22 protein-coding genes and 5 pseudogenes are annotated in these 26,713 nt (G+C 59.6%); 18 read left to right on the top strand and 9 right to left on the bottom strand.

Features of this window, described 5'->3' with window-relative positions; translation table 11 throughout:
• Window positions 1-257: 257 nt before the first annotated feature.
• Window positions 258-374 (top strand): annotated as a pseudogene (locus tag ACFSQT_RS31580) (Arm DNA-binding domain-containing protein); the annotation flags it as partial.
• 204 nt (window positions 375-578) lie between these two features.
• On the top strand, window positions 579-761 hold the full coding sequence (locus ACFSQT_RS31575; protein ID WP_379025484.1) for a hypothetical protein: 183 nt from the start codon (window positions 579-581) through the stop codon (window positions 759-761).
• A 255-nt stretch (window positions 762-1,016) separates the two neighbouring features.
• Here the strand turns inward: ACFSQT_RS31575 and ACFSQT_RS31570 are convergent, their stop codons facing one another.
• Together ACFSQT_RS31570 and ACFSQT_RS31565 are read right to left on the bottom strand one after the other, a co-directional pair.
• Entirely contained in the window at window positions 1,017-1,382 is a 366-nt protein-coding gene (locus ACFSQT_RS31570; RefSeq protein WP_379025482.1) for a hypothetical protein, read from the bottom strand.
• Window positions 1,383-1,930: 548 nt separating this feature from the next.
• A complete protein-coding gene (locus ACFSQT_RS31565; protein WP_379025480.1) occupies window positions 1,931-3,121 on the bottom strand; it encodes an NADH-quinone oxidoreductase subunit D in 1,191 nt (396 codons plus the stop codon).
• Between the two features lie 888 nt (window positions 3,122-4,009).
• Between ACFSQT_RS31565 and ACFSQT_RS31560 the strand changes: the two genes are divergently transcribed.
• The 11 genes and pseudogenes from ACFSQT_RS31560 (at window position 4,010) to ACFSQT_RS31515 (ending at window position 12,210) form a co-directional block, all read left to right on the top strand.
• Entirely contained in the window at window positions 4,010-4,807 is a 798-nt protein-coding gene (locus ACFSQT_RS31560) for a phosphodiesterase (RefSeq protein ID WP_379025478.1), read from the top strand.
• Window positions 4,808-5,350: 543 nt separating this feature from the next.
• Entirely contained in the window at window positions 5,351-6,025 is a 675-nt protein-coding gene (locus tag ACFSQT_RS31555) for a protein-L-isoaspartate(D-aspartate) O-methyltransferase (RefSeq protein WP_379025476.1), read from the top strand.
• Window positions 6,026-6,455: 430 nt separating this feature from the next.
• Window positions 6,456-6,581, top strand: a pseudogene (locus ACFSQT_RS31550) (IS6 family transposase); the annotation flags it as partial.
• Window positions 6,582-6,875: 294 nt separating this feature from the next.
• A complete protein-coding gene (locus ACFSQT_RS31545) occupies window positions 6,876-7,313 on the top strand; it encodes a hypothetical protein (protein WP_136621987.1) in 438 nt (145 codons plus the stop codon).
• Window positions 7,314-7,652: 339 nt separating this feature from the next.
• The gene (locus ACFSQT_RS31540) at window positions 7,653-7,967 is read left to right on the top strand and encodes a co-chaperone GroES (protein ID WP_095199210.1); all 315 of its coding nucleotides are present in this window, start codon (window positions 7,653-7,655) and stop codon (window positions 7,965-7,967) included.
• Between the two features lie 50 nt (window positions 7,968-8,017).
• A complete protein-coding gene (gene groL / locus ACFSQT_RS31535; protein ID WP_379025473.1) occupies window positions 8,018-9,661 on the top strand; it encodes a chaperonin GroEL in 1,644 nt (547 codons plus the stop codon).
• 42 nt (window positions 9,662-9,703) lie between these two features.
• Window positions 9,704-9,778: pseudogene (locus tag ACFSQT_RS39860) on the top strand (NADH-quinone oxidoreductase subunit D-related protein); the annotation flags it as partial.
• Window positions 9,779-9,829: 51 nt separating this feature from the next.
• Window positions 9,830-10,195 carry a 4a-hydroxytetrahydrobiopterin dehydratase gene (locus ACFSQT_RS31530; RefSeq protein WP_136621984.1) on the top strand — a complete coding sequence of 122 codons (366 nt, stop codon included), beginning with the start codon at window positions 9,830-9,832 and terminating at the stop codon, window positions 10,193-10,195.
• 35 nt (window positions 10,196-10,230) lie between these two features.
• On the top strand, window positions 10,231-10,557 hold the full coding sequence (locus ACFSQT_RS31525; RefSeq protein WP_379025471.1) for an antibiotic biosynthesis monooxygenase family protein: 327 nt from the start codon (window positions 10,231-10,233) through the stop codon (window positions 10,555-10,557).
• 67 nt (window positions 10,558-10,624) lie between these two features.
• Window positions 10,625-11,545 (top strand): complex I NDUFA9 subunit family protein, encoded by a 921-nt coding sequence (locus ACFSQT_RS31520; protein ID WP_379025469.1) that lies wholly within the window; start codon window positions 10,625-10,627, stop codon window positions 11,543-11,545.
• A 320-nt stretch (window positions 11,546-11,865) separates the two neighbouring features.
• Window positions 11,866-12,210: a hypothetical protein gene (locus ACFSQT_RS31515; protein ID WP_379025467.1), complete on the top strand. Its 345-nt coding sequence runs from the start codon at window positions 11,866-11,868 to the stop codon at window positions 12,208-12,210.
• 517 nt (window positions 12,211-12,727) lie between these two features.
• Here ACFSQT_RS31515 and ACFSQT_RS31510 read toward each other — a convergent pair.
• A protein-coding gene (locus ACFSQT_RS31510; protein ID WP_379018015.1) for an IS630 family transposase occupies window positions 12,728-13,671 on the bottom strand; the annotation gives its coding sequence in 2 pieces (ribosomal slippage) (window positions 12,728-13,335 and window positions 13,335-13,671; 945 coding nt in all).
• Between the two features lie 636 nt (window positions 13,672-14,307).
• On the opposite strand from ACFSQT_RS31510, the gene ACFSQT_RS31505 reads away from it, so the two are divergent.
• Window positions 14,308-15,522, top strand: a complete 1,215-nt coding sequence (locus ACFSQT_RS31505) for an NAD-dependent formate dehydrogenase (protein ID WP_379025465.1) — start codon at window positions 14,308-14,310, stop codon at window positions 15,520-15,522.
• Window positions 15,523-15,855: 333 nt separating this feature from the next.
• Here ACFSQT_RS31505 and ACFSQT_RS31500 read toward each other — a convergent pair whose 3' ends face one another.
• Together ACFSQT_RS31500 and ACFSQT_RS31495 are read right to left on the bottom strand one after the other, a co-directional pair.
• Entirely contained in the window at window positions 15,856-16,230 is a 375-nt protein-coding gene (locus ACFSQT_RS31500; RefSeq protein WP_379025463.1) for a VOC family protein, read from the bottom strand.
• Window positions 16,231-16,373: 143 nt separating this feature from the next.
• A complete protein-coding gene (locus tag ACFSQT_RS31495) occupies window positions 16,374-16,889 on the bottom strand; it encodes a GNAT family N-acetyltransferase (protein WP_379025461.1) in 516 nt (171 codons plus the stop codon).
• Between the two features lie 70 nt (window positions 16,890-16,959).
• On the opposite strand from ACFSQT_RS31495, the pseudogene ACFSQT_RS31490 reads away from it, so the two are divergent.
• A pseudogene (locus tag ACFSQT_RS31490) lies at window positions 16,960-17,090 on the top strand (UvrD-helicase domain-containing protein); the annotation flags it as partial.
• A gap of 86 nt (window positions 17,091-17,176) precedes the next feature.
• Here the strand turns inward: ACFSQT_RS31490 and ACFSQT_RS31485 are convergent.
• The 4 genes from ACFSQT_RS31485 to ACFSQT_RS31470 form a co-directional block, all read right to left on the bottom strand.
• Complete coding sequence (locus tag ACFSQT_RS31485; protein WP_379025459.1) at window positions 17,177-17,797, bottom strand: nuclear transport factor 2 family protein; 621 nt, start codon at window positions 17,795-17,797, stop codon at window positions 17,177-17,179.
• Window positions 17,798-17,881: 84 nt separating this feature from the next.
• Window positions 17,882-18,067, bottom strand: coding sequence for a sigma factor (locus ACFSQT_RS31480; RefSeq protein ID WP_379025457.1), 186 nt, complete (start codon window positions 18,065-18,067; stop codon window positions 17,882-17,884).
• Between the two features lie 40 nt (window positions 18,068-18,107).
• Window positions 18,108-18,413 carry a hypothetical protein gene (locus tag ACFSQT_RS31475; protein WP_379025455.1) on the bottom strand — a complete coding sequence of 102 codons (306 nt, stop codon included), beginning with the start codon at window positions 18,411-18,413 and terminating at the stop codon, window positions 18,108-18,110.
• Window positions 18,414-18,801: 388 nt separating this feature from the next.
• Window positions 18,802-20,349, bottom strand: a complete 1,548-nt coding sequence (locus ACFSQT_RS31470; protein ID WP_379025453.1) for an FAD-dependent oxidoreductase — start codon at window positions 20,347-20,349, stop codon at window positions 18,802-18,804.
• Between the two features lie 500 nt (window positions 20,350-20,849).
• On the opposite strand from ACFSQT_RS31470, the gene ACFSQT_RS31465 reads away from it, so the two are divergent.
• From ACFSQT_RS31465 to ACFSQT_RS31455, 3 genes and pseudogenes are all read left to right on the top strand, one after another.
• Window positions 20,850-21,311 (top strand): phasin, encoded by a 462-nt coding sequence (locus ACFSQT_RS31465; protein ID WP_379025451.1) that lies wholly within the window; start codon window positions 20,850-20,852, stop codon window positions 21,309-21,311.
• 1,339 nt (window positions 21,312-22,650) lie between these two features.
• A pseudogene (locus tag ACFSQT_RS31460) lies at window positions 22,651-24,400 on the top strand (adenylate/guanylate cyclase domain-containing protein).
• Window positions 24,401-24,907: 507 nt separating this feature from the next.
• Window positions 24,908-26,539 (top strand): IS66 family transposase, encoded by a 1,632-nt coding sequence (locus ACFSQT_RS31455; RefSeq protein ID WP_379019611.1) that lies wholly within the window; start codon window positions 24,908-24,910, stop codon window positions 26,537-26,539.
• The last annotated feature ends 174 nt before the right edge of the window (window positions 26,540-26,713 follow it).

The following is a 26,713-nucleotide window of genomic DNA, read 5'->3' as shown; positions in this document are numbered from 1 at the left end:
TTAATTTGTCTAAGTTTTTTCTGACCTGACCGGGAATATGAGGCAGGAGCTAGGGAGTAAATTGCCCTGACAGCTCCGTGTAGTAGAGAAGGCACGGCCCCGGTGATAAAGGCGAGCAGATTTTCAAAGTGTAACCCGTCACGGCAAATGAGGTTCGTGACGGTATTTTTTTTGTTTTAAGTTATTGAAAACAAAAGTGTTTTTCTCTCACGACTCCTCGAAAATGTGCTGACGGTACTTTTCAGGAAGAGGTGAGAATGCTGACGGACGCCGCCCTCAAGGCATTGAAACCAAATGACAAAATCTACAAGGTTGCCGATCGCGACGGCATGTATGTTCGCGTCATGCCCAGTGGCGCGATCTCGTTTCGTCTCCATCCATAGACCAACGACACGACAAGGCGCATAGTTCGCTCATGTCGCTGCCTCAACGCACCGATCTAGCGAACGACAATGGCAAACCTGAAGACCATCTGGCGGCGGCTACTGCTGCCCTTCACACTGCCGTCAAGGGGCTGGACGCACCCGTTGAATTGCTGGCCAGCAAGATCAAAGCGCCTGTAAAGGGAGCGTGGAGCGGTGGCCTACACGGTGATTTGGTACGGGAAAAAGGGCATCGTGGAGAAGACGCCATTTGATGCCGAGAAAGCGGCACGGGACTACGCGCTGTCGATCTTTCCAGATCGAAAGTCCGGTATCGTGGCGGTGGAAGTTCGCAAAGACGACGGCACGGTTGTATTCAGCAAAGCAGGGGGCAGCTAGCGCGGCTTCGCTGCACATCGAAGGCCCGCCGCCCCATTTGCGAAGCGACTGGACCTCACCCCATCCCCATATCTGTCAGTGCAAATGCGATGCCAAACCTATTGACCCATTACGGGCCACTTTTGAGCCCACAGCATCGTCAGCGGGCATTTGACAGACCCGCCTTCGTTAAACCGGTACAATGAACTTTTGAGCGGGCTGCGAATTGATGGGGATGGCCTTCTATTTCTTCGACTTCTCTGATACCGGCAAGGACTACCCAGACACCGAAGGGACTGAACTAAAGAGCTTTGATGCCGTCACCCCTACCGAGAGTTGACGTTCAAAGTTCGTGACGAGACCGGCAGCCACCTTATGCAAGTCGTGGTCAAGTTCGAGTTGCAGACGAACTAGCCAGGGAAGGGGGTCACTCGACCTCGATGATTTTCCGACCCGGCTTCTTGCGGCGCCTCGCTGACGTTTGACCGGAGCGGGCTTCTCTGCAGATGCTTCCACAAAAAGGCGCTGCTCTCGCAGCCGCGCCGTCTTGGTATCTCTCGCCAGGCGCTCAGCCTCGATCATCAATTTCGATTCGCGATCAGCGCGCTCAATCCGTTCCTTGTCGACGCGTCGTTGGGTCATGAAAGCCTCCTTTGGCTGACTGACCTGAATTCTCGTCCGACGAAAATGTTCCTTTACAGGATCAAGATGTTAAGCCCGGCGGCGATTAGACCCGCTACCGTTTTCGGGCTGACATAATGCGGGCTTCCCTCAATAGCGAGGCCCAGCTATGCGCACCCAAGAAGGCGATAAGCTCGCGGGCTTGATCTTCGGTAATGCCGGTTTCATTGACTAAACGGCGCGCGACAGAATCGTCCGGCCTTCTAGGCACTTTGCCTTGTTCGTCAGTCATCATCATGTCCCTTGGATGAAGCAACGACACGGCACAGGCTTGGTTCCTTCGCGGAGATGACTCGCAAATCGATTGTCGTGAAAGGGCGAGCCGTTCTTTTCGGATTTGTCATTCCCTGACGGCTGGGTAGGGTCAACTTGGCCTGCTGCCTGTCCACTGAACCGGCAGCAGGCCAGAGACCCACTCCGGCAGGCCTTTTTTTGCGCGACTTCGATAAACCACGGATGATCCTGCGATTGTAGGCCTATCTTCCAGCAGCCGAGATGTGCAACTCGGCTTAACGATCGATCTCTCCGAACACGATGTCGAGCGAACCAATGATCGCGGAGACATCGGCGATCATGTGGCCCCGACACAAGAAATCCATTGCCTGCAGATGGGCGAAGGAGGGTGCTCGGATCTTGCACCGGTACGGAACATTGCTGCCATCGGAAATCAGATAAACGCCGAACTCACCCTTCGGTGCTTCGACCGCAGCGTATACCTCTCCGGCGGGCACGTGATGCCCTTCCGTGTAAAGTTTGAAATGATGGATCGTCGCTTCCATCGAGCGTTTCATCTCGGCACGCGACGGTGGCGTGATCTTTTGATTTGGAAGTGCGACCGGGCCCCGGCCTTCCGGCGATCGTAATTTTTCCAGGCATTGCTTCATGATCCGTACAGACTGGCGCATTTCCTCCATGCGGACGAGATAGCGGTCATAGCAGTCCCCGTTCTTGCCGATGGGAATGTCGAAATCCATTTCGGGGTAACATTCATATGGCTGCGCCTTGCGCAAATCCCAGGCCGCGCCCGATCCGCGTACCATCACGCCGGAGAAGCCCCAAGCCCAGGCATCGTCAAGACCGATCACGCCGATATCGACGTTGCGTTGCTTGAAGATGCGGTTGTCTGTGAGCAGCACTTCGAGATTGTCGCAGACCTTGAGGAACGGGTCACAGAAATCCCAGATGTCGTCCAGAAGCTTCGGAGGCAGATCCTGATGCACGCCGCCGACCCGGAAATAATTCGCGTGCATGCGGGCGCCGGAAGCGCGCTCGTAGAAGACCATCAGCTTCTCGCGCTCGGCAAAACCCCAGAGCGGCGGGGTCAGCGCGCCGATATCCATGGCTTGCGTCGTCACATTGAGAAGGTGTGACAGAAGCCGGCCGATTTCGCAAAAAAGGACACGGATGAGCTGTCCGCGCCTGGGAACCGATATTTCGAGCAGCTTCTCGGCGGCGAGGCAGAATGCATGCTCCTGATTCATCGGCGCGACGTAGTCGAGCCGGTCGAAATAGGGCAGGGCCTGCAGATAGTTCTTGTGCTCTATGAGCTTCTCGGTCCCGCGATGGAGCAGGCCGATATGCGGATCGACGCGCTTGACGACCTCGCCATCGAGTTCAAGCACGAGCCGCAAGACACCATGCGCGGCCGGATGCTGCGGTCCGAAATTGATGGTGAAGTTGCGAATTGCGGCCTCGGCCATGGCGATCCTTCCGGCCTCGTAGTTCGCAGTCGATCTCGAATGCCCGATGCAAAGTGCGGCGCCTGACCGACGATCAAATCAAGTCGTCGTCTGGGCCATCGTCACCGATGTTGGCAGCGACCACATGCGACGAATCCAGCCCGACCGCTGCCGACACCGACACGGCAGGTGGCGTCACATCGATCGAACTTTGCAGGATATACTACTCTTCCGAGCTCGTTTGGGTAATCACGGCATCGACCTCCGATCTAATTTCCGGAGGCAAATCCTCGATGTCGATGACCGCTACGCTCGTGAAGCCTGGTCACACAAAGTTGGCGGAGCCTGGGTTACATCTGGGGGAAGTTGCGCGCCCGGGGATTGAGCGTAAACTGGCGACGCCACGCCGAGTGCCAAAAGGACGGCGATTGTCGTCAGCATGCGCATGATCTTTCCGTTCCCGTTTGCTCAAAGGAGGATCATCTTGATGGCAACAAAGAGTATCCCTTAGTTGTGGCCCTCGGCTGCCACAGATGTGCCCAATGGTGAAAGCCGTGCCTCGGAGCTGTTGCCTTGGACATGTAAATCGTGAGACCGGTAATTTTGCTGGGATAGTGTCTACAGGGATTGGCAGCAAGGTCCGATCCAACACGGTCGTTTTCGTCATGGACGCGACGATCGAATGGATTACCTCGATCAAGGGGCGGAATTTACCCCAGCAAAATTACCGGTCTCCCCCCGAGGATGGGCCGAACGCCTTGCCAGGAAACTCAGGCTCCGATGAGATAGCAGGGCTCCGAAAGCTCACGGCTTCGGAGCAGGTAAGGTACCGATCCGCATCGGCGCCACTCCATTCACCGCACGGGCGCCAACCGGCCCCCGGTTATCCCTCCACTTGGACTTCTTTCCATGCTCGTTGCGCAGATTAGCGACTTCTATGTCCATCCCGTTGGCCAAATGGTATATGCTGGCATCGACACCAATGCCATGACGCGGCGCGCCATTGCCACGATCGCTGCCCTGGACCCTGTTCCCGATTGCGTCCTCGTCACGGGCGATCTTGCCGATAGCGGGGGCCTGGACGAGTACGCTCTCGTGGTTGATATCCTGTCCCGTCTGGCAATGCCGGTATTCGTCATTCCGGGCAATCACGACCGGCGCGAGACGATGCGCGACGGCCTCGCCGCGGCCTATCCCTATCTGCGCCAAGCTGAGGATTTTCTGCATTACGTTGTCGAGGATTTTCCAGTTCGGCTCATCGGCCTCGACACGGTGGTGCCGGGAAAGGTCGGCGGTGCTATCTGCGCCGCACGAGCGGCTTGGTTTGCCGATCGTCTCGCTGAAGGCGACGGTCGCCCGACGCTGGTCTTCATGCATCACCCACCCTTCGTTACCGGTGTCAGCGGGATGGACGCGACGATGTGCCGAACCGACAGCGCATTCGCGGGGCTTGTCGAAAGCCATCCTGAAATTGAATGCGTGGTCGCCGGCCATCACCATCGCCCCATCACCCGTCACTGGGCCGGCACGGTCGGCTTCGTTGTGCCCGGAGTGGCGCATCAGCTGGCGCTTGATCTTCGCCCGGGCCAGCCCATCCGATTTATCCTCGAGCCTCCGGGCTTTGCGCTCCACGCCTGGTCGCCCGAGACCGGCTTGGTCTCGCATGTCGCGCCAATCGGCGACTACGGACCGAGTCGCGATTTTTAGCTTTATTCCGGTTGTTCGTGGAAGCTCGAGAAATGAGCCGCTGCTGCTGGCCTCGGCGGAAGCGGAGGCCGGAACGCGCATCCAACCAGCGCCGTAGTGAGGGTCCGGAGGCGGCGTAAATGCAACGGAAGCGCCGCGCCGGCTGTGCCGGCGTTCGCCCTCGCCTCGCCTGCAGCGCAAATAGCGCTGCTGGCTCGCCCAGGTTCGGTCATCGTCAATCACCAGATCACGCACGATCAGCACGGGAAGGAGCCGGTGAGCGCCAGCGCAGGGTTCGGCGTCGTTTTGGCCTTCGGCCCATTGGTGCTCAACTGGCTGGCAATCCGCAATATCGATGTTGTCGCCTGGCTGGCGAGCTTCTGATGCGCACGCCGTTCCACCCCCCGGTGCGAGGAACGGGAGAGCAACAAGGACGGCGACGAAATAGCAGGGCGGTACAACCCGCCCCAACCGAAGCGCGTTCTCGACGACATGGTTACTGTGACAAGACGAACAGGTTATAAGGCTATCAGGCAGCAGACTGGTTGAGGAACGCCCACCGTCATGAAGCCGATGAACGAAGAGCACCTCGCGGTTCTACGCAGGCACATGGTCGAGGTGATTGCAATCCATGCCGACCTTGCAAGCGAAGAACTCGGCAAGGCGACGCTCGATGAGCGGGTGATGGCAGCGATGCGGCGGGTGCCACGGCATCTCTTCGTTCCAGCCGTGGTCGCGCCTTATGCCTACCAGGACATGCCGCTGCCGATCGGCTTCGATAAGACCGTCTCGCAGCCCTTCATCGTCGCTCTCATGACCGATCTCCTTGCTCCCCAACCGCACGAGGCAGTGCTCGAGATCGGCACCGGCCTGGGCTACCAAACCGCAATCCTCGCGGAACTCGCCTCGCAGGTTTGGAGCGTCGAAATCATCGAGGAATTCGCAAGCGATGCCGAGGCTCTCCTGCAGGGCCTCGGCACCTCCAATGTCGGCATTCGTGTCGGAGACGGGTCTCGCGGCTGGCCTGAGCACGCCCCATTCGACAAGATCCTGATCACGGTGGCGGCTGAGCCGACGCCGCCGGCTTTGCTTGAGCAGCTCAAGCCAGGGGGGCGCATGGTTCTGCCTGTGGGATCTGAAAAAGTACAGTTGCTGACTATCATCGACAAGGTCGCGGCAGGGCAACTCAAGACTCGGAAACTCATCCCAGTTCGGTTCAGTCGGCTCGAAACGGTCTAATGAGGGGTGCAACTGCGCGGAGCTGTGCTGGAAGATCAGGATAACGCGCGCCGCATCGATCACACGGCCGCTAGATGGCATCGCCGATCTTTTGACATCCATGGCGCAACGCTAACTCGTCGAGCACGCCTGCAGCCGCCGGTCGCAGCCGCTGGCGATCATGCCGGCGCGGTCGTAGTGCGCGCTTCTCAAAGACCCTTATCCAGCCTGTTTGCCTACCAGAGGGCAAATGGGTCGCTCATCTCTAAAGGTCGAAGGAAGGGACCCCTGATTGGCTGTTTCGCTGGTTCGGCTACCATCCTGACGACGCACAGCCTGGACCGTTTTTGAGATGGCTTCCGCTCAACTTGTTGGACGGACCGGTTCTTGGATCGAGCGCAATCCGCAACACTCCGCCATCGGGCCGGGTAACTTCGATAATGGTTTCGACACGGACAAACTGCGATCCTACGGAGTAGCCAGGCGCCAGGTCATGCCGGAAGTCGTACACTGGAGCCACAAGGGCCCCAACGACCGGGCGGAGAACTCGCATCGGCCCGGCCTTCGGCGGTTTCGAAGCTAAACTGCCACTCCCTTGATCCCTCTGCCCCGGCCAGCAATGGAGCCGGGGCACTCCAGTACAGACTCTGCCCATCGATCGGCACGGACTCCGGACCGACATCGTCGAACAGCCGCGCATTTGACCGCGTTCGCCAAATTATGGCCGGATCTTTGCGAAGCCTCCACATCTGCGTGAACGAAGCCCTCCAGGCATCATCGTGATTGGACTTCACGATCCGTTGGAGTCACGCTGGCTGCAGGCATAAGAAGGATATGGGTGGACCAACTATCGTCCGAATAGGAGGCCAACATGAAGCACCAAACGATCGAGCAACTGCAGATCGTCGCCGAGATCGATCAGGCCTACCCGCGCCAGACCATGTCGCGCAGCGAACGTCTTGAACGCTGGGCGGAGCTCCTCGAACGGAACCCTGACCGGCGCCTCTCGACGCTGCCTCAGACTGAGTACCAGCCGGCTAATGCGCGCGCGATCATGCGCGGCCACGACACGCCGATTTCGATCGCTTTCGAGGATCCTGTCCTGCGCGCCGCCGGGTTGGAAAACGACAACTACGGCGAAGCGAAGCGGTTCTTCGAACTGACCGACAGGCAATTGCATGAGATCATCTGCTATTGCCATTTCGGCGCGACGGTGAACGCCGCAACGGCCGCCCGTCACATCCGTGCGGCGATTGCAGGGAGACAGCCCGGCATGTTCGCTCGGATGCGTGAGGCGTTCGTCGGATAAAGCCGGCGCCGTTTCGCAGCATCATTTTTGAAGCGGCTCGCATGGAAAGCCGCCGCCGCAGCGCAGGCAAGCGCTCCCCACGCGGGAAGGCTGCGTTGCATGAGGGATGGTGCCGTCATGATTATCCAAGGTCCTTTTCGAGAGCGGCGGCAAGGTCTGCTGGGCTGAGCTGCACCATCTGTTGCGCCGAACTCTGCAGGGCGATTGCCGGCAGGTGAATGAACGCGCCGACGCGTCGCCAGGCAAGCCTGGAAAATTTGGCACTCCTATCATTCGAGTGCCAAAGGGGCTATGTTAAGTGTTGCAGTCGCTCTATGTGCGGCGGCAGAAAGAACCCCAATGAAATTCCGACCACTCCACGACCGCGTCGTCATTCGGCGCGCGGAAGGCGATACCAAATCCAAGGGCGGAATCATCATTCCCGACACCGCCAAGGAAAAGCCCCAGGAAGGCGAAGTGATCGCCGTCGGCCCAGGCTCACGTGACGAGAGCGGCAAGCTGATCCCGCTCGACGTCAAGGCCGGCGATCTCATCCTGTTCGGCAAATGGTCCGGCACCGAGGTCAAGATCGACGGCGAGGATCTCCTGATCATGAAGGAGAGCGACATTATGGGCATCGTCGAGAAGACCAAAGCGGGCAAGAAAGCCGCCTGACCGGGCGATTTGCGCTCTCCTAATTTCTAGACTGAACTGGACGTAAGATCATGTCTGCCAAGGAAATCAAATTCTCCACCGATGCCCGTGACCGCATGCTGCGCGGTGTCGAGATCCTCAACAATGCTGTGAAGGTGACGCTCGGCCCCAAAGGCCGCAATGTCATCATTGACCGCGCCTATGGCGCGCCGCGCATCACCAAGGACGGGGTCGCCGTCGCTAAGGAAATCGAGCTTTCCGACAAGTTCGAGAACATGGGCGCGCAAATGGTGCGCGAAGTGGCCTCGAAGACCAACGACCTTGCCGGTGACGGCACCACCACCGCCACGGTGCTGGCCGCTTCCATCCTGCGCGAGGGCGCCAAATTCGTTGCCGCGGGCATGAACCCGATGGACCTCAAGCGCGGCATCGATCTTGCTGTGGCTGCCGTGGTGAAGGACGTTCAAGCCCGGGCCAGGAAAGTCAAATCTTCGGACGAGATCGGCCAGGTTGGCACGATCGCCGCCAATGGCGACGCGTCGGTCGGTGCCATGATCGCCAAGGCGATGGACAAGGTCGGCAATGACGGCGTGATCACCGTCGAGGAGGCCAAGACCGCCGACACCGAACTCGACGTCGTCGAAGGCATGCAATTCGACCGTGGCTATCTTTCTCCCTATTTCGTCACCAATGCCGAGAAGATGCGCGTCGAGCTGGAGGACCCTTACATCCTCATTCACGAGAAGAAACTCGGAAATCTGCAGGCGATGCTGCCGATCCTTGAAGCCGTGGTGCAAAGCGGCAAGCCGCTGCTGATCATCTCCGAGGACGTCGAAGGCGAAGCGCTGGCGACCCTTGTGGTCAACAAGCTGCGCGGCGGCCTGAAGGTCGCGGCCGTCAAGGCGCCGGGCTTCGGCGACCGTCGCAAGGCCATGCTGGAAGACATTGCGGTGCTCACCGCCGGCCAGATGATTTCCGAAGACCTCGGCATCAAGCTCGAGAACGTCACCATCGACATGCTCGGGCGGGCCAAGCGCGTGCTGATCGAAAAGGACACGACCACGATCATCGACGGCGCCGGCGAAAAAGCCACCATCCAGGCGCGTGTCCAGCAGATCAAGTTGCAGATCGAGGAAACCACCTCCGACTACGACAAGGAGAAACTCCAGGAGCGGCTGGCGAAGCTGGCTGGCGGCGTTGCCGTCATTCGCGTCGGCGGCGCGACCGAGACGGAAGTCAAAGAAAAGAAGGACCGCATCGACGACGCGCTGAACGCCACGCGTGCGGCGGTGGAAGAAGGCATCGTTCCGGGTGGTGGCGTGGCGCTGCTGCGCGCCAGGTCGGCGCTTAACGGGCTGACGGGAGCTAATGCCGATGTGACGGCCGGCATTTCGATCGTGCTGAGGGCGCTCGAGGCGCCGATCCGCCAGATCGCCGAGAATTCCGGCGTCGAAGGCTCGATCGTCGTTGGAAAGCTGATGGACAGCAAGGATCACAATCAAGGTTTCGATGCTCAGACCGAACTCTACGTCGACATGATCAAGGCCGGTATCGTCGACCCCGCCAAGGTCGTTCGGACGGCCCTGCAGGATGCCGGCTCGATTGCCGCGCTCCTGATCACCGCTGAAGCAATGATCGCGGACATTCCGCAGAAGGATGCGCCCGCTATGGGTGGCGCAGGAGGTATGGGCGGAATGGGCGGAATGGACTACTGAGCGGCGCCTGAAACTATAGCCAGGACGCCGGAAGGCCAGCGACGCGGGCACATGCGAGCCGATTTCTCGGCGATCATCGGTTCGCTTGACATCGTGTTCGGGGAGATCGATCGATAGGCGCTCGTCGCTGTCGTTTTTGCTGCTAAAAATGGTCTTGGAGACAAGAACATGACCGACACTCTTGCCGAGAAAACATGTACGCCTTGTCGCGGCGGCGTCCCGCCGCTCACGCGTGATGAAGCCCAACGCTTCCAGGCACAGGCTCCAGATTGGGAGCTGGGTGACGATGCCCACCGCATCCAACGGAGCTTTCGATGCCGCAATTTCCGGGACGCGCTCACCCTTGTTCAGGAGATAGGTGAACTCGCCGAAACCGAAGGCCATCACCCCGACATCAGCTTCGGCTGGGGCTATGTGACGGTTTCCCTGAGCACCAAGAAGATCAAAGGGCTGCACGAGAACGATTTCATCATGGCGAGCAAGATCGATCGGGTGCTCGATCGCTCGGGCCGGCCCGTCGACCGCCAGCAGTGACACGGCAAATCCATCGCCAATCTAGCGAGGTTTCCATGACAAAGATCCGAACCGACAACCAACCCGTCACCCAAATCACCATCGTCGATTCTGAACCGGACAAGCAGGCCGAGGCATTGTCCGTCATGACCGAGCGGGCGCGCTTTATGGCGCGCCAGCCTGGCTTCATCTCAATCAGCCTGCATCGCAGCCTCGACGGGCGGCGCATCGTCAACTACGTCCAATGGCAGAATCGCGATCTCTTGCGATCGGCTCATCAATCGCCGGAATTCCGGAAGGAGTGGGGTCATTTCGATCAGTTGACGGACGAGATCGATCCCAATCTGTACGAGGTAGCCCAGGTGATAGATAGTGGTCAGTAGGCGTGCCGCCCACGTGACCTGAACCGCCGGGTCGAGACGGCCGACAAGAGCTGACAAAGTCTAAGCCATGGCTGCCATGAACCATCGCGTCGTCACCGTGTTCGGTGGAACCGGGTTTCTCGGCCGCCGCGTTGTTCGGCATCTCCGCGATGGTGAGTTTTTTGTTCGGATCGCATCAAGACATCCGGAACGGGCCAAGAGGCTGTTTGGTTCTGATGATCCGCAACTTCAATCGGTCGAAGCCAATATCCACGATGAGCGGGCGATCGCCGATGCACTTGCTGGTGCTTACGGTGTTGTAAATGCGGTCAGTCTTTATGTCGAACAGGGACAGGAGACCTTTCATTCCGTGCATGTCGAGTCAGCCCGGCGGGTTGCAGCCCAAGCACACCGAGCTGGCGTCGAACGGCTCGCTCACATTTCAGGAATCGGCTCCGATGTTGCCTCGCCGTCGCTCTACATCCGTAAGCGTGGCGAAGGCGAACTGGTGGTGCGTGCCGCGTTTGCTGACGCCACTATCATCCGCCCGGCGGTGATGTTCGGGCCGGATGACGCGTTTCTCACCATTGTCCTCAAACTTCTCCGCCGGCTTCCAATCTATCCGATGTTCGGTCGCGGCCTGACGAGATTGCAGCCGGCCTATGTGGGCGATGTGGCAGAGGCGACCGCAAGAGCGCTGCAGGGGACGGAGACGCATGCGATCACGTACGAGTGCGGCGGTCCTCGCGTCTACTCTTACAAGGAATTTCTCAGAGCCGTTGCGCACGAAGCCGGTCTTAAGCCCAAACTGATTCCAATCCCATTTGCCGCTTGGCACGCGCTGGCTTGGTTCGCCGAAATGCTCCCGAGCCCGCCTGTCACTCGGAATCAAGTGGAACTGATGCAGGTCGACAACGTGTCATCGCCGGAGATGCCGGGATTTGGAGAACTTGGAATTTCGCCGTACTCGGTCGAGGAAATGCTCCAGGAGATATTGTGGGATCACTGATTAAAGAGCTTCTTCGGCTAGTGCGCTCCCGCCAAGGGGAACGACAAGGGCAAGGTCGAGGGCATGGTGAAGTATTCCCGCTCGAACTTCATGACGCCGATACCGGCGGCGGCGAGCGTCGATTAGTCTTCGGTCTATCGTCTGCTCAGGGCGCACGACCTGATCAACAGTCCGGCCTTCATCGTCATGAAGGCTGCCAACGAGTTGAGTCGTATGTACCAAACCGGCACACTATATATCGATGGTCGCCTGCACCTTCCCGGCAAGCCGGCGAGTGGAAGAGACCACCACGCTTTCGCCCAACAAAGGGAGAAGCGATAATGACGTTCAATGACTCAGCGGACTCAAAGCAGCTTTCAATACTGGCCACAGTGGTCGATGATTATTGCCGTCAGGCCGGGATAGCAGCGGGCGATCCGGCCAGGGAACGTCTTGGCCGTCAAATCATCGAGTTGTTCCAAAGCGGCATGGATCATCCAGACGAGTTGTTGTTGGCCCTAAACCATCACTACGACGAGTGGCTTGGTGAGGTTGGCCTGCCGTCGTCTTGTGCCGACCAAGCCGCATCGCTGATCTCTGGCGCTGCTCCCTCTCCTGCGGATCACCCGTCGATGTCGCCGCAACGCTTCCCCCAACGAAAAACCCCGCAGGGGCGGGGCTTCTAGTATTTTTCGGCGCGGGCTTGCGCTCCACTGAAAACAGTGACGGAGCAGTTAGGCGACAGGGCCAGCGTCTGCCGTTACGGCGAGTCAGGATATCGTTGCATCATCGGCGTTCCGAGCCGCGTCGAACGCGACAGGTCGATTCATGACATTGCTGACGGCAGAACCAGCGAGTGTGCGCGTCACGGAAGCCGGAAAGCAGCGGTCGTTCAATTACGGAATTCGGATGCAATTGTATCGACTCCGACTATCCTTGCACACCCTGCAAAGCTGCGCCGATGGCGCTTGCAAGGACGACAGGAAAACACCACCTATAGACTGATAGCGAACAAGCTGGAAACGTCGGTTCAAGTCCGACGGCCCCGACCAAATCGGGGTTTCGTCTAGGGTAGGACACCACACTTGGTAAACGCCGCTCCCTTCCGGTCGAGCGGCGTTTTCGTATTTTCTGTAAAAAGGCAACAAACGGCCCGCATTGTGGAAAGGCTAGCCTTGTAGCGCTGGCTAGAGCACGTCCGGTTTAATCTGGGTCATAACCTGCGGCCTTGAAGTAGTTCTGGCATTCGGCTGGGGTGAAGAGGTCGACGAGCGATCCGACGGCGGTCCACAGGGCTGTGATTGTCCTCTCGGCTTTGGCCCGCATAAGAGCCTTGAGTTTTGAGAAGGCGTTTTCGATCGGATTGAAGTCGGGGCTGTAGGGCGGCAGGAACATGAGCCTCGCGCCGGTCGTCTCGATTGCATCGCGAACGCCGGCGGCCTTGTGGGCGGGAAGGTTGTCCATCACGACGATGTCGCCCTCCGACAGGGTCGGGACCAGCACCTGCTCGACATAGGCCAGGAATACGTTGCCGTTCATGGCGCCGTCATAGACGAACGGGGCGGTCATGCCCGTCAGCCGCAGTGCGCCGGTGAAGGTGGTGGTTTTCCAATGGCCGTGCGGCACGCCCGCCCGGCAACGCTCACCGCATGGCGCACGGCCCCGCAGCCGGGCCATCTTGGTCGATAGTCCAGTTTCATCGATGAACACCAGCTTTGCCGGATCGAGGTCGAGTTGGCCGTCGAACCACGCACGACGGCGCTTCAGGATGTCGGGACGATCCTGCTCCAGTGCATGTGCGGACTTTTTTTGAACGTCCAGCCGTGCCGGCCAAGCCAGGCGCTTAAGGCGCTGCGACTGATCCGAGCCGATCGCTCGACCGCCAGCCGCTCTACCATCTCGTTCAGCGTGATGTCCTTGCGCTCATCGATCAACCCCACGATGAAGGCTTTATGCGCATCGAGGCTGGACGCGCGTCGACGGCCTTGCGGCCGCGGCGTCCGCTCGCCGATCTTCGCCCGTGCGATCCACCGGATTGCACTCGATATGCCGACGCCGAACCGCGCCGCCGCCTGCCGGGCAGACATGCCCGCGTCCGAAGCCTTCAAGACCCGCGATCGAAGATCGTCGCTCAGTGCTCTTCCCATCATCCACCTCATCAAAGTGGATGTTGAATCACCCGCGAAGCCCGACGTCACATCACAATCGATTCATTGATCGCGGGACGTGCTCTAGTGCGTCCGCAACTCGAACTTGATCAGGACTTGCATAAGCTGCCTGTCTGTCTCGTCACTTTCGCCATTTCCAGGTGTGACATCGGTGAGCGTTGCGAACTGGCTTGGCAATACCGTCTGAGCGGCAAGCGATGCGAGATTCCTCTGCTTGATAAGCGCTGAATAACAGGTTGTTTGCAATCTTTGAGGGGATGCAGAAGCCCTTGAGGCCTGCGAAGTCGGAGCCTGTCAGTGATCATGATGCACGGTGCCCAACCTCGGCAATTCTGAAGTGTCCGCATCAAGCATTTGTTGTCAGCAGAGCGTGCGCGCGGTCTGAAATAAAGGAACTCGAACGCTGCACCAGTGCCGCCCGCAGCACTTGAAACCATGCCCGGGTCTTCCATGTAATACGCAATAGCGCACAACTTTCCGAATGAGGAAGCGCCGGCAGATGAGTCTGCTCCCCACCAGCAATTCAACAGAGCATCGCCGTGCCGACCATCGTTGGCCGGCAGCGTTAACAACAGAGCGTTTTCCTCTTCGTTGTCAGACGAAGGGAGATACACAATGGCAAAGGTCGTTTGCGTCCTCTATGACGATCCGGTCGACGGTTATCCGACAAAATATGCGCGGGACGGCCTGCCAAAGCTCGACCGCTATCCCGGCGGCCAGACACTTCCCACGCCGAAGGCCATCGACTTTGAACCGGGGGTTCTGCTCGGCAGCGTGTCGGGCGAACTCGGCCTCAGGAGATTTATCGAAAGCGCCGGGCACAGCCTGGTTGTGACTGCGGACAAGGACGGTCCCGACAGCGTTTTCGAACGCGAACTCGTCGGCGCTGAAATCGTCATCTCGCAGCCGTTCTGGCCGGCATACCTGACCGAAGAACGCATAGCCAAGGCAAGCAGACTGAAGCTTGCGATCACCGCCGGCATCGGATCCGATCATGTCGATCTTCAGGCCGCCATGGACCGCGGCATCACGGTCGCCGAGGTGACTTACTGCAATTCGATCAGCGTGTCCGAGCATGTGGTCATGATGATCCTGGGGCTCGTGCGCAACTACATCCCGTCCTACCAGTGGGTCGTGAAAGGCGGCTGGAATATCGCCGACTGCGTCGCACGCTCCTACGATATCGAGGGAATGCAGATCGGAACCGTCGGTGCCGGCCGGATCGGCAGCGCGGTGTTGCGCCGGCTGAAGCCGTTCGACGTCAAGTTGCACTACACCGATCGCCACCGCCTGCCTGAGGTGGTCGAGAAAGAGCTTGGCGTCACCTTCCACAAGGACCCCGCATCCATGGTCGGCGTCTGCGACGTGGTCACCATCAATGCACCTCTGCATCCCGAGACGGAAAACCTCTTTGACGAGACGATGATCGCCAGGATGAAACGCGGCGCCTATCTGGTGAACACGGCGCGCGGCAAGATCTGCAATCGTGACGCCATCGCCCGCGCGCTGGAGAGTGGCCAACTCGCTGGCTATGCCGGCGACGTCTGGTTCCCGCAGCCGGCTCCCAAGGATCATCCGTGGCGATCGATGCCGCATCACGGCATGACGCCGCACATTTCAGGATCGTCGCTCTCCGCCCAGGCGCGCTACGCCGCGGGCACCCGCGAAATTCTCGAATGCTGGTTCGAAGGCCGGCCGATCCGTGAGGAATATCTGATCGTCGATGGCGGCAAGCTCGCCGGCGCCGGTGCACATTCCTACAGCGCCGGCGACGCCACCCGCGGTTCGGAAGAGGCAGCACGCTTTAAGGCCAGGAGTGATCCGAGCTAGATCGATTTCCGCTGCGCTCGACTCGGACGGGAAGAAGACAAGGGTGACGTGGGGCAGATCAACATGGGTCCTGCTGCCAAGGTTGACGAAAAGACCAAGGCCGAACTCAAGAAAAATTGGACGATGATGCTGGCCGGTTTGAAAAAGTCCGCTAAAGAAGATTGATGTGTCCGTGCCTCTGATTAGCGTTAACACGCTAGGGCGGAGCGGTTGGACGGGGACTCATCCCAACCGGAACAAGTCAGTATCCGCGCATGTATTCTCAAATTTCGTTGACTGACAAGTCTTCCCGATGTGTCGCGATCTGCCATCTATTCCCCCACGCATCCCGCATCATCGCTCGTCGGTCGTCGGTCGCCATAAGGGCGTGTCCTTGGGTTCCTCAATCGACTCTCCGCCCGCACCGATAGCACGCCGGTACGTTTCGTCAGCGTCTTCTACATACACATAGAGGAAAGCCGGCATTGCTTCGCGTTCGCCATCGCCGCTGACCATCACGATAGGGTCGCCAATCTTCTCTCTGCCGGCGCCCCAGTCCGGTACTCGCCGGTCGCGTCGAATACGGTTTTGAGAAATTCGACCAAGCCCCTGACGTCGTCGGTGACGATTCTCGGTGTGACGTGCGCCAGCCATCGGGCTGAAATTTGACCATTTGCTCACCCTATCAGTCAGCCACGACAGTTGCATGAGGGGCGAGGGGTTAGCCATGCTGCCTCGTGGGCTCTGCACGTTACCGGCGGATCGGCGCGGTTGGCGCTGCAGTCGTTCCTCGAGGGATCCTAAGCTTTCTGCCGCAAGTCGAACAAGAGCGCGTGCTCGGGTTATAGGGCCAGGTTCGGTCCTCAGGGCGCTTACCCACGTAGGAACAGATGAATTTCCTGACCGGGATGTTCAGTGGACGGGTAGGGAGACCCATTGGCCGTGAAACCGCGAGCCGGCAAGATTCGTCGCATGGCGGCATTATTGCTGCGTGTTGTAGCGAACACGGCTGATCCGCTTGCGAATGACAGCGCCGCGTCGACGAGACGCCAGCCCAATTTATGACGGCGATGGCTTTCTGCGACGACCACATACCCTAGTTCGACTGGGTAGGCGGCGGCGTCAGCATTTGATTTCGACTTGGCAAAGACGGCGGTTCGATAGTCCGGCTCTGGATTTTTAATCGCTGCAGTTCCGACCAGCTTCTTACCGTCATAGAGCATGACTAGGCCCCGCGCGCTTTTAATGTGTTCAAGCAGCCCATAGTGGGAAACTTCGCCCTCCGAAACAACCAACCTGACAAAGGCATCGAGTTCTTTATCGGAATATCCATGCGGGGGCTTGGCGGTCAACGAACTGAGATGTTGCATCGCTTGAGCATAGGTCACTCAGATTGAGGTCGCAAATTCATCGACACGGGCGGGCCGAGAGCGCCCTCCTCAGTCCTCATCTTTCCAGATGATCCGCCGCACCACCCTTAAGCTCAAGCACGGTGAAGGATGGATCGCCGGGCCGCGCTCGTCATCGCGGGTGCGGGTTCCGGCAAGACCAATACGCTTGCCTATCGCGTCGCGCATCTGATCGTCAAGGCGCGGCGCAATCCAAAGCAAGCTCCGTGCCGCGCTTAGCAGCGACAGGTACTTGCCAGGCCTGTGCTCTCCGCCTGACGTTCCGCTCAATCGTCAATCGAGCGGACTTCCGCGTCGATGAGACAATGGGGCGCGTAGCGGAAATCGCGGATCTGGATGACCCGCTCTTCAAGCCACTCGACCAGCATGAAGCCACGCACGCCGCTTTCCGGCGCCTGCGGGTCGCGGATCAGGATGGCCGACCTGCCGTCGACAAAGCCGAGCGACAGCGCCCAGTCGCGCACGCGGTAGTAATTGCCGAAATAGTTGGAAACCTGAGCCTTGCCGCGCATGCGGGTGCGGTTGACGACTTCGAGCTGGATATCCTCGGCGATCAGCGCCCGCACTGCGTCGAAGTCGCGTGCGTTGAACAGATCAACATAGCGGCGCAGGCGCCGCTCGTCGTCGACATCGAGCCGCGGCACGACCGCCTGATCTGGTGCCGATGCCAGCAGTTTCAGTTGCGCCCGCCCGCGATGCAGCGCCGCCTTGGTCGCGGCCAGCGTCGCACCTGACACCTCGCAGGTCTCGTGCAAGCTGAGGCCGAGCACGTCGACGAGGATCACAGCGCTGCGCGGCGCAACCGAAAGCTGCATGAAGCTGCGCAGGCCGGTCGCGGCGGCGAGCCTCGCGTCGGCGCTGCCGGAGGGATCCTCGATCGTACTCATATCGGCCTCTTTGATGCGCAATCTCTCCCGATTGCGCCGGCGTAGATGATCCTGCGCGGCATTGTGGGCGATGCGAAACAGCCATTACTCGGGCCGCTCGACCGCGGCATTGCCATCGAGCGCCTGCAGCGCCTTTAACAGCGTCTCCTGCACGATGTCTTCGCCGTCGATCACCGAGCCGGCCATGCGGGCGCAGTAGCGGTGCAGTTTCGGCCGCAGCCCGGTCAGCATCGCCTCCAGCGCCGGCCGGTCGAGTTTCTGTGTGCTCATGGCGTCCATTCTCTTAAGCGGTTGCCTGCAAATGACAGGTCTACTCGGTGGCGGCCAGCATACGGTAATTGCCGACGGCTTTGGCGGACGATCTGACGACCGGCGCCGACCGCCGCTCCGCATGATCCGCGCTGAATGCCTTGAAGGCCGCGAGTCCGGTGATCGCGGAGCTATCTTTGTCCTGGCTGACGATGTGGATGAACTCGCCGTCGTCCTGTTCGAGCACGAGATAGCGCACTGCCGGTGGCGAAGCCTCACCCAGCGCCTCGAACACCTTTGTCACCAGCGCGCGGTTCGCGTCCAGCTCGGCGCCCTTCACGCTGTAGCGAATGAGTGTGTAGCCCATCGTCCGTGTCCTGAATGGTTGACCTGCACACAAAGACGTTTCGTGGTGCCAAAAAGATTCTCGCACCCGACGAATCTTTTTGGCCGCCCGTATCGTCTTTCACCCTGGGGACGGCTGCGCCGCAGCCATCAAAGAGCAGGAGAGACAATCATGCACATCCAGTTTGCCGAGCTGCCGGTGTTCGACCAGGACCGCGCCAAGGCGTTCTATGCCGACCATCTCGCCTGCCAGGTTGCAGCCGATCAGCCGATGGGCGATGGCGGCTGGCGCTGGATCGAGCTGACATTTCCCGGCGCCGTGACGAACCTACACTTCGTCAAGCCCGCCGATGACGCGCCGGGTGCGGAGCCTGTGCTGGTGCTGGTCGATTGGAATGTCGAGGCGACGGTCACATCCTTGAAACAGCAGTCATTTGCCGCTCCATTTCCACCTCGGCCGTTAGGCTCTCGATGTCTCGGAAAATCGAAGCGACAGCCAGTGTGCGTCCCTTGTGTTTGAAACGCACGAGACAATCCTTGGCGGCAATGTCACCATCGACCGCGATCTCGTCCCATCGCTCGGCATGACCGACATAATTGATTGGGATGTCGTAGTGCTGGCTCCAGAAGAACGGGGCGGCGGCGTACTTCTCGCGCTGTCCGAGCATGTTGAGTGCTGCGGTTTGCCCCTGTCTCTCTGCAACCACCCAATGCTCGACCCGAATGTTTTCACCACTGTGGGGATTGGGCCACCGCGCAATGTCCCCTGCCGCGAAGATCCCGGGCGCGTTTGTCTCCAGAAAAGCGTTCACCACGACACCACGATCGAGGCCAAACCCAGCCTTTTCGGCGAGCCCGATCCGCGGCCGCACGCCGATGCCGGCGACGACGAAATCCGCCGTCAACGTATCGCCACTACTGAGTTTCACCTTCCTGCCGTCGATGCTGATCGCAGTGTCCTCGAGATGGAATACGACACCATTCTCCTCATGGAGGGCGCGAATGAAGTCGCCCATTTGCGGACCCAGGACGCGCTCCATGGGCCGTTTGCCTGGCGCTACGACATGAACGTCGATATCGCGCGAGCGCAGGGCCGCGGCAACTTCCAAGCCAATGAAACTGGCGCCAAGCACGATGGCGCTGCGGGCAGTCGTGGCTCGCTCGATGATCGCCTTGCAATCTGCGAACGATCGCAGCGTGTGAACGTGTGGCTGGTTGGCGCCGGGTATGGTCAGGCGAACCGGTTCGGCTCCGGTCGCAAGGAGTAGCCTGTCGTAAGGGGTCCGGGCGCCGTCTGCGAGTACAACCTCGCCAGAACGCGCGTCGATGCTGGCGACGTTCGCATTGAGACGCAGGTCGATATCGTTCTTCGAATAGAAGCTTTCGCTGCGGAGCGGAATCCATTCCTCCGGTGCTTTGCCGGCGAGGTAGTCTTTGGAGAGATTGGGCCGATCAACGGGCGGCGCTTCGTCGTTGCTGAACATGACGATGCTGCCTTGATAATGTTCGCGCCGCAATCTTTCGGCCGCTGCGAAACCGGCCGCGCCGCCGCCGACAATGACGATTTTCTCGGGAACCTGGCCAGAGCCTCCAACGCGCAGTTTCGATACAGTCCGTTTTCGCTTCTCTCCCACGAATATCCGATCATCGCGCAGTTCCACCGACCAGCAAGCGAGTTGATTGAAGGCGGGGGCACGCAAGGCTTCGCCTGTACGCAAATCGAAGCACGCGTGATGCCACGGGCACCGAACGGTATCCCCCACCACAAGACCGTCGACGAGCGGTCCGCCGTAGTGTGTGCAAGTCGCCCCGATGGCAAAGACCTCGGCCCCACGGCGCACCAGAAGCACCTGTTCATCGCCGCAATAGCCCATCAGCTTTCCGCCATCGGGAAGATCGGAGAACGCGATGCCCTGAGCCAGATCCGGCCTGTTTAATTTGGTATGACCTTCAGCCATTTCCTTCTCCCTGGCGATCCAATCGCCTGTACGGCCGAGAAGCGGGAAATCTTCAGGTCCACCAGCCTCGGAATACCTTCTGCCTGGCTAGTGCGCCTTCAGGTTCTCGACATCGCTTGTGCCCAAACGTCCGGCCACGTCATTCGTTGCCAGCTTGGGTAGCATGCACACTTCAATTTCCCGCCATCAAGGCAGCCGGCCACGATGAAAACGCTCGATCTGTTCCGAACGCGCATCGGTTAGGTCCGCTCTGCGACCCGAAGCGGACCGTGGCTGCGAATTGCATGAGCGTGGTCAAACGGGTCGCAACGGGACATTCGGAGTCGCGCGGCGCCAAGGAATCCCCGGCTCAGTGATCATGCCCATACTGAACCCTATTCGCGCAGCACCGGGCGCAGCCCGCGCGCAAATTCATGTCGGCTTCATAAATCCGTTGCGACGATTTCGTACATGAAGGAGACGGCTTTGTTTTGAGGCCGCCGCTGGAAAAGGATGGAAAAATGTCCAAGATCACCGGCAAGACCGAAACGATCGAAAACGTCGAATTCCCTACCTTCGACCCGTCCAAGGCTGCCGAGCAAGTTCGCGCTGTCACCGAACGGGGCGTTGAGCAGTCGACGGAAGCATTTTCCAAATTGAGTTCGGACGCCGAAACGGCTCAAAAGGCTTTTGAGTCGACCTTTGAAATGGCCAAGACCACCAGCAACGAGGTGTCCCTGAAGACGATTGCCGCTCTGCGAGCCAATGCCGAAGCCGGCTTCGCGCACCTCGAAGCACTGGTTGCCGTGAAGTCGCCCGCCGAGTTCTTTGAACTGCAGACCGCTTTCCTGTGCAAACAGATCGAAAAGTCCGCCGAGGAGGCCAAGGGCTTCCAGGCTGTGATGATGAGAGCTACTGAGGACGTGTCCAAGCCGATCAAGGATGCCTTTGAGAAGGCTTTGAAGGAACGCAAGGCCGCCTGATTGCTTCAGGCAACCTGAGACCGAAGGTCAGTACCTCGTCCGCAGGGGCACCTCGCGCCGGTCTTCTTCCATTTGGTCGGACGGCTTTGTCTGCCCGACCGCATCGGAGTGACATCGCCCTCACGGTTTTCAGGCTCGAAGCGGCCTTGGCTCACGCTCTCACACGGCCCTAAGCATCTGGCACCAGGGTTTTTGCCATTGCGTCGTTGCGGCTAGGCGCCTTGTTGATGGCGACCGTGTTGAACGATCCAGCAATCGTCAACGCTAAGAACCGAGAGCTTTACTGCCTGCAGGACATGGTCCCTTTCTATGAAAAATGGGGTTTCCTGCCGAGCCTCTCATGCGGAAGTCCGCATAAGACGGCGAAGGCGCAACGGTCGCTCATGCTATCAAAGTGGTCGGAGCTGCGTCAGGGGATAGTTCCCCTAACTCGTTCTCCCATTGAAAGCTGGGTCTCGACTTGTCTCGGAATTGGTCCTTTGGCGTATGACAATTAGCGTCCGTTCCCTGCGGAGCAGATGTGGTCTGCACTAGTCAGGTCTCTTCTTTGGGTCGCCAGACCATACGAGAACATACGAAGAGGATACGGTTTGGCGAACCACTCGCTAACTGATTGTTTTTGTTGAAAAGACGACGTCCCTCCGGGCCTACCATGGCCATTGATTTTGCAACGAAAAAATGCCCTAGTTGGAGCGGTGACGGTACTTTTCGAGACGGCTAGGGCGCGCCGTCGAACGCCGCAAAGTGCAAAAAATCGCCCGATTGGTCCCGATAGTTGGTGAAACCTCAAAATATTTTTTGTGGCGAATTTCCCTTTAAAATCAAAAACGCAATTTTTTGACGGCTCTGGCGTCGGACTTTTCGTGATTGCAAAAAATATTTGGCAGCAATTTCAACGGGTTATATGATGTCTGAACAATCGAGTGGGAGTGAGGGGCACGGCGTCAGTAGCGACGTTCGGCAGCCCTCTTGCTCTTTCGACCGTTCCTGTGCTCTTTCCTGACCGTTTGCCTGATCAGATAGGTCGTTGCTTCGGAAGTAAATCCCGTTCGGCCCCACAGAGGGCTATGGCGTACTGCGGCGTACAAATAGGCTGGTCCCAGCAGGCCCGAACCAGGGGCTGTGGTTTGCTATTTTCGGGTCGCGGCAGCTTTGACCCCAAAGTAGCCCTTCGGCAGCACCCGCGATCGGACCATAAACCACGCCATGTGAGGAATGGTCAAAGGGACGTGGTGAGTTGATCGCTGCTGGCGCCGGCACTGCACGCTCGCATTCGAGGTAGGACTAGAATACGCTCGCCGCCCGGAGCTTCGACCTATGGAAGAGGCAGGATACAAGCATGGAGCGACGCCTCACCGCAATCCTTGCTGCCGACGTCGTCGGCTACAGCCGCCTCATGGGAGCCGACGAGGTTGGCACGCTCGCACGGCTGAAGAGGCTTCGCGCCGAAGTGATCGAGCCCAAGATCACAGAGTCGCACGGACGCATCGTCGGTTCCGCTGGTGACAGCCTTCTTGTCGAATTCGCCAGCGCAGTCCACGCGGTGCAGTGTGCGGTCGAAGCCCAGGAGGGATTGGCCGCTCACAATGCAAGTTTGCCCGAAGACAAGCGCATGACTTTCCGCATGGGCGTGAATTTGGGCGACGTGATTGCAGAGGACGATACGATCTACGGTGATGGCGTGAACATCGCCGCGCGGATCGAGAAGCTTGCAGAACCTGGCAGCGTCTGCGTCGCGAGCAACGTCTACGAGCAGGTCAAAGACAAACTAGACTATGCCTACACCGACCTCGGTAGCCATCAGGTCCACAACATCGTGGCGGCGGTGCGCGCCTATCGGGTCAGTCGAGCAAAACCCACTTCGGCATTCTCGACAAGGGATACGCTGACGCTTCCCGAAAAACCGTCCATCGCGGTCTTGCCATTCGACAACCTAAGTGGCGACCCCGAGCAGGGCTACTTCGCTGATGGCATGGTGGAGGAGATCATCACCGCGCTGTCCCGGACGCGCTGGCTGTTCGTCATCGCGCGCAACTCGAGCTTTACCTACAAGGGCCGGGCAGTGGACATTAAGCAGGTCGGACGCGAGCTTGGTGTGCGCTACGTGCTTGAAGGGAGCGTGCGTAAGGCGGCTAGCAGGTGCGCATCACCGGGCAGCTTATCGATGCGACAACGGGTGCACATCTATGGGCCGACCGTTTCGACGGCGGGCTGGAGGATGTTTTTGACCTGCAGGAGGAAGTGACCAGGAGCGTCGTCGGAGCGATCGCTCCGAAGCTGGAAGAGGCAGAGATCGAGCGGGCCAAGCGCAAGCCGACCGAGCACCTTGACGCTTACGACTACTATCTGCGCGGGATAGCAAGCCTCCACCAGTTGACCAGGGAATCCACCGCAAACGCCCTCCAGTTGTTTTACAAAGCCATCGAACTCGACCCTGAATTTGCCTCGGCATACGGCATGGCCGCCTGGTGTGCCGTCATACGCAAGGCGAACGGTTGGATGACGGATCGCAAGCAAGAAACCGCCGAGACGGAACGCCTGGCTCTGAAGGCAGTGGCTTTGGGCAGGGATGACGCGGTTGCGCTCGCACGCGGCGGGAGCGCGCTCGCCTTCGTCGTGGGCGACAACAATGGCGGGGCAGCGTTCATTGATCGTGCGCTTGCACTCAATCCGAACCTGGCCACTGCGTGGCTATTCAGCGGCTGGGTCAGAGCCGACCTCGGCGATACGGAAACTCACTCCAGCACCTTGCGACTGCGATACGCATGAGCCCAGTCGACCCGCTCATGTTCGATATGCAGAATGCGGTTGCAGTGGCTCATCTCTTCGCTGGTCGATTTGAGGAGGCATCATCTTGGGCTGAAAGGTCGTTGCGGGAAAAGCCGGACTTTTTGGGGTCGTTGCGCTTTGCGGCTGCAAGCTATGCTCACGCCGGCCGAATCGAGGATGCGCAAAAGGTGGTGAGCTGAATTCTCGCCCTAGATCCTAGCCAACGAATTTCCAATCTCGCCGACGTCGTTTCAACTAGCCGTGCGGCCGATATGGCTCTGCTTTCAGAAGGTTTGCGAAAGGCGGGGCTGCCGGAATAGCGCTGCCAGGCTGGCGCATCGATCGCGAGTTGGGAACGCACCGAGATCGCAAAGACCGCACCGTGGGTGCCGTCGGCCCTCGCACGCTAACGATGGCACAAACCGCCATAAGGCGCCGTACAAGCGATCCCGCGTCATGTCAGGGGGCACTCATCCCAACTCGTCGCGTGGGCCAGCGATTGGGGCGCCTGTGGCGAAGCACCTGCTCGATCTCAAAGACGACGGTATTTTTGAGTGCTGCGCGACCGGACCTGCTCCGCCTCTACAAGAAGAAAAATCCACCGGTCCTATCGATAGTCCGCGAAAGCGCGGAATTCCTGACCAGCGATAATTTGTCAATGAAATCAAAAGCTCAAATTATTGGCGGTATGTTCGACGGTATCTGTGTTGAACGAGAATAAAATGCTTTGCGAAATCAACCGGTTATCATGGGCTGAAAGTAACCGGGGCAGATTTCCGGGCGGAGGTGGGGTTTGCAGGGGGGCGGGTTTGTGATTCACCCTTTGCGTGACTCTGCCGCCGAATGATTCGCTTGAAGGCCTGTCGCTGGCGGAACTCCGCGGGCTGGTTGGGACGCTGCTCGGCGAAGTGCGGGGTCTTCACGGACAGGTCGAGAGCCTGCAGATGGAGAACCAGGCGCTGCGCGCCGACAACCAGAGCCTGAAGGACGAGATTAAGCGTCTGAAGGACCTGCCTCCGCGGCCGCCAATCAAGCCGTCCAAACCGTCGGGGATGGAGAAGGCGACGGGGGCGAAAGCGGCCAAGGGCAAGCGTCGGCGGCGCGGCGCCAAGCGCGACAGCGCTCGTGTGAGCCGCGAGGTGACGGTTGCGGTGAGCTCCCCTGCGGGCTCCCGCTTCAAGGGGTATGAGACGATCCTGGTGCGCGATCTGGTGTTGTCGGCCGAGGTGGTGCGCTACCGGCGCGAACGCTGGGTGACCCCCAGCGGCGAGACGATCGTGGCGCCACTGCCGTCGGGGATTGTCGGCGGCTGGGGCGCGAACCTGCGCCGCTTCATCCTGGCCTGCCATTTTCAGGGCCAAGTGACGACGGAGCGATTAACCGCACTCTTGACGGGCATTGGCGTCGACATCTCGAAGCGTCAGGTGGTGCGGCTGATTTCGGAGGGCCTCGAGGTCTTCGTTGCAGAGGATCGTGACGTGTTGCGCACCGGACTTGCCACGGCGCGCTGGATCACGGTCGATGATACGTCGGCGCGCCACGCCAACCAGGACGGCTACACCGCTCAGATCGGCGATGACCGCTTCACCGCGTTCCGCACCGGGCGATCGAAGTCACGGGGGGCGTTCCTGGTAACGCTGCGCGCCGGGCACGGCGATTACGTCATCAATGACGAGGCGTTGGCCTATATGCGCGGCCGCAACCTCGCTGGTCCGGTGATCGACCGGCTGGCGGCTTTCCCGCAAAAGGTGTTTGCCGACAGCGCCGCCTGGCAGGCGCATCTGGCAGCACTGGGCCTCGACCAGCTTGCGGTTGAGCCGAACCCGGTCAAGATTGCCACTGAGGGGGCGATGTGGGGGGCGATCCGCCATCATGGCTTTCTTGCCGACGCCGTTATCGTCTCCGATGACGCCGGCCAGTTCCGCATCGCCGACCATGCTCTGTGTTGGGTCCACGCCGAGCGGCTCGTCCACAAATTGGTGCCGATGACGCCAGACCAGCGCCAGGCCGTTGACGTCATGCGCCAGTTGATCTGGTGGTTCTATCACGACCTGAAGAGCTATCAGCGGTCACCTTGTCCGCGCCGCGCGGCGGCCTTGCGTGCCCGCTTCGACCGCCTGTTCAAACGACGAACCGGCTACGTCATGCTCGACAGGCTGCTCACCCGGCTTCACCGCCGCAAGCATGAACTCCTGCGCGTTCTCGATCGCCCCGAGATCCCACTCCACACCAACGGTTCGGAAAATGACATTCGCGCCGTCGTTATCAAACGCAAGATCTCCGGCGGGACCGTCAGTGACGCAGGCAGAGATGCCCGCGATGTCCTGCTCGGCCTGATGAAGACCTGCACCAAGCTCGGCGTCTCCTTCTTCGCCTACCTCGGCGACCGCCTTGGTATCCCCACACAAACCGCCGTTCTGCCGCTTCCCGATCTCGTCAGCCAAGCCGCTCCAGCCTGATCGCCCGGAAATCTGCCCCGGTTACGGGCTGAAACAATCGAGTGGGAGTAGAGGGTAATTGACGACATGACATGGTTGTCGGCGGCGATTTGCGCTGCCGTGCAATTGCTGTCGCATCCCAATCTTCTTCCGCTGAGCTTGGCGTTCTCACCATCTCTGACTCTGCAGATCTGA

The organism is Mesorhizobium calcicola (assembly GCF_042682105.1).
Classification (GTDB): domain Bacteria; phylum Pseudomonadota; class Alphaproteobacteria; order Rhizobiales; family Rhizobiaceae; genus Mesorhizobium; species Mesorhizobium calcicola.
Note: the sequence above shows the minus strand (reverse complement) of the source record. Positions and strands in the feature narration are given on the sequence as shown.

Excerpts from the sequence above, each read along its gene's own strand:
- ACFSQT_RS31570 (WP_379025482.1), bottom strand. The coding sequence starts at position 1,382 with ATGACCCAACGACGCGTCGACAAGGAACGGATTGAGCGCGCTGATCGC.
- ACFSQT_RS31565 (WP_379025480.1), bottom strand. The coding sequence starts at position 3,121 with ATGGCCGAGGCCGCAATTCGCAACTTCACCATCAATTTCGGACCGCAG.
- ACFSQT_RS31560 (WP_379025478.1), top strand. The coding sequence starts at position 4,010 with ATGCTCGTTGCGCAGATTAGCGACTTCTATGTCCATCCCGTTGGCCAA.
- ACFSQT_RS31555 (WP_379025476.1), top strand. The coding sequence starts at position 5,351 with ATGAAGCCGATGAACGAAGAGCACCTCGCGGTTCTACGCAGGCACATG.
- ACFSQT_RS31545 (WP_136621987.1), top strand. The coding sequence starts at position 6,876 with ATGAAGCACCAAACGATCGAGCAACTGCAGATCGTCGCCGAGATCGAT.
- ACFSQT_RS31540 (WP_095199210.1), top strand. The coding sequence starts at position 7,653 with ATGAAATTCCGACCACTCCACGACCGCGTCGTCATTCGGCGCGCGGAA.
- groL (WP_379025473.1), top strand. The coding sequence starts at position 8,018 with ATGTCTGCCAAGGAAATCAAATTCTCCACCGATGCCCGTGACCGCATG.
- ACFSQT_RS31530 (WP_136621984.1), top strand. The coding sequence starts at position 9,830 with ATGACCGACACTCTTGCCGAGAAAACATGTACGCCTTGTCGCGGCGGC.
- ACFSQT_RS31525 (WP_379025471.1), top strand. The coding sequence starts at position 10,231 with ATGACAAAGATCCGAACCGACAACCAACCCGTCACCCAAATCACCATC.
- ACFSQT_RS31520 (WP_379025469.1), top strand. The coding sequence starts at position 10,625 with ATGGCTGCCATGAACCATCGCGTCGTCACCGTGTTCGGTGGAACCGGG.
- ACFSQT_RS31515 (WP_379025467.1), top strand. The coding sequence starts at position 11,866 with ATGACGTTCAATGACTCAGCGGACTCAAAGCAGCTTTCAATACTGGCC.
- ACFSQT_RS31505 (WP_379025465.1), top strand. The coding sequence starts at position 14,308 with ATGGCAAAGGTCGTTTGCGTCCTCTATGACGATCCGGTCGACGGTTAT.
- ACFSQT_RS31500 (WP_379025463.1), bottom strand. The coding sequence starts at position 16,230 with ATGGCTAACCCCTCGCCCCTCATGCAACTGTCGTGGCTGACTGATAGG.
- ACFSQT_RS31485 (WP_379025459.1), bottom strand. The coding sequence starts at position 17,797 with ATGAGTACGATCGAGGATCCCTCCGGCAGCGCCGACGCGAGGCTCGCC.
- ACFSQT_RS31480 (WP_379025457.1), bottom strand. The coding sequence starts at position 18,067 with ATGAGCACACAGAAACTCGACCGGCCGGCGCTGGAGGCGATGCTGACC.
- ACFSQT_RS31475 (WP_379025455.1), bottom strand. The coding sequence starts at position 18,413 with ATGGGCTACACACTCATTCGCTACAGCGTGAAGGGCGCCGAGCTGGAC.
- ACFSQT_RS31470 (WP_379025453.1), bottom strand. The coding sequence starts at position 20,349 with ATGGCTGAAGGTCATACCAAATTAAACAGGCCGGATCTGGCTCAGGGC.
- ACFSQT_RS31465 (WP_379025451.1), top strand. The coding sequence starts at position 20,850 with ATGTCCAAGATCACCGGCAAGACCGAAACGATCGAAAACGTCGAATTC.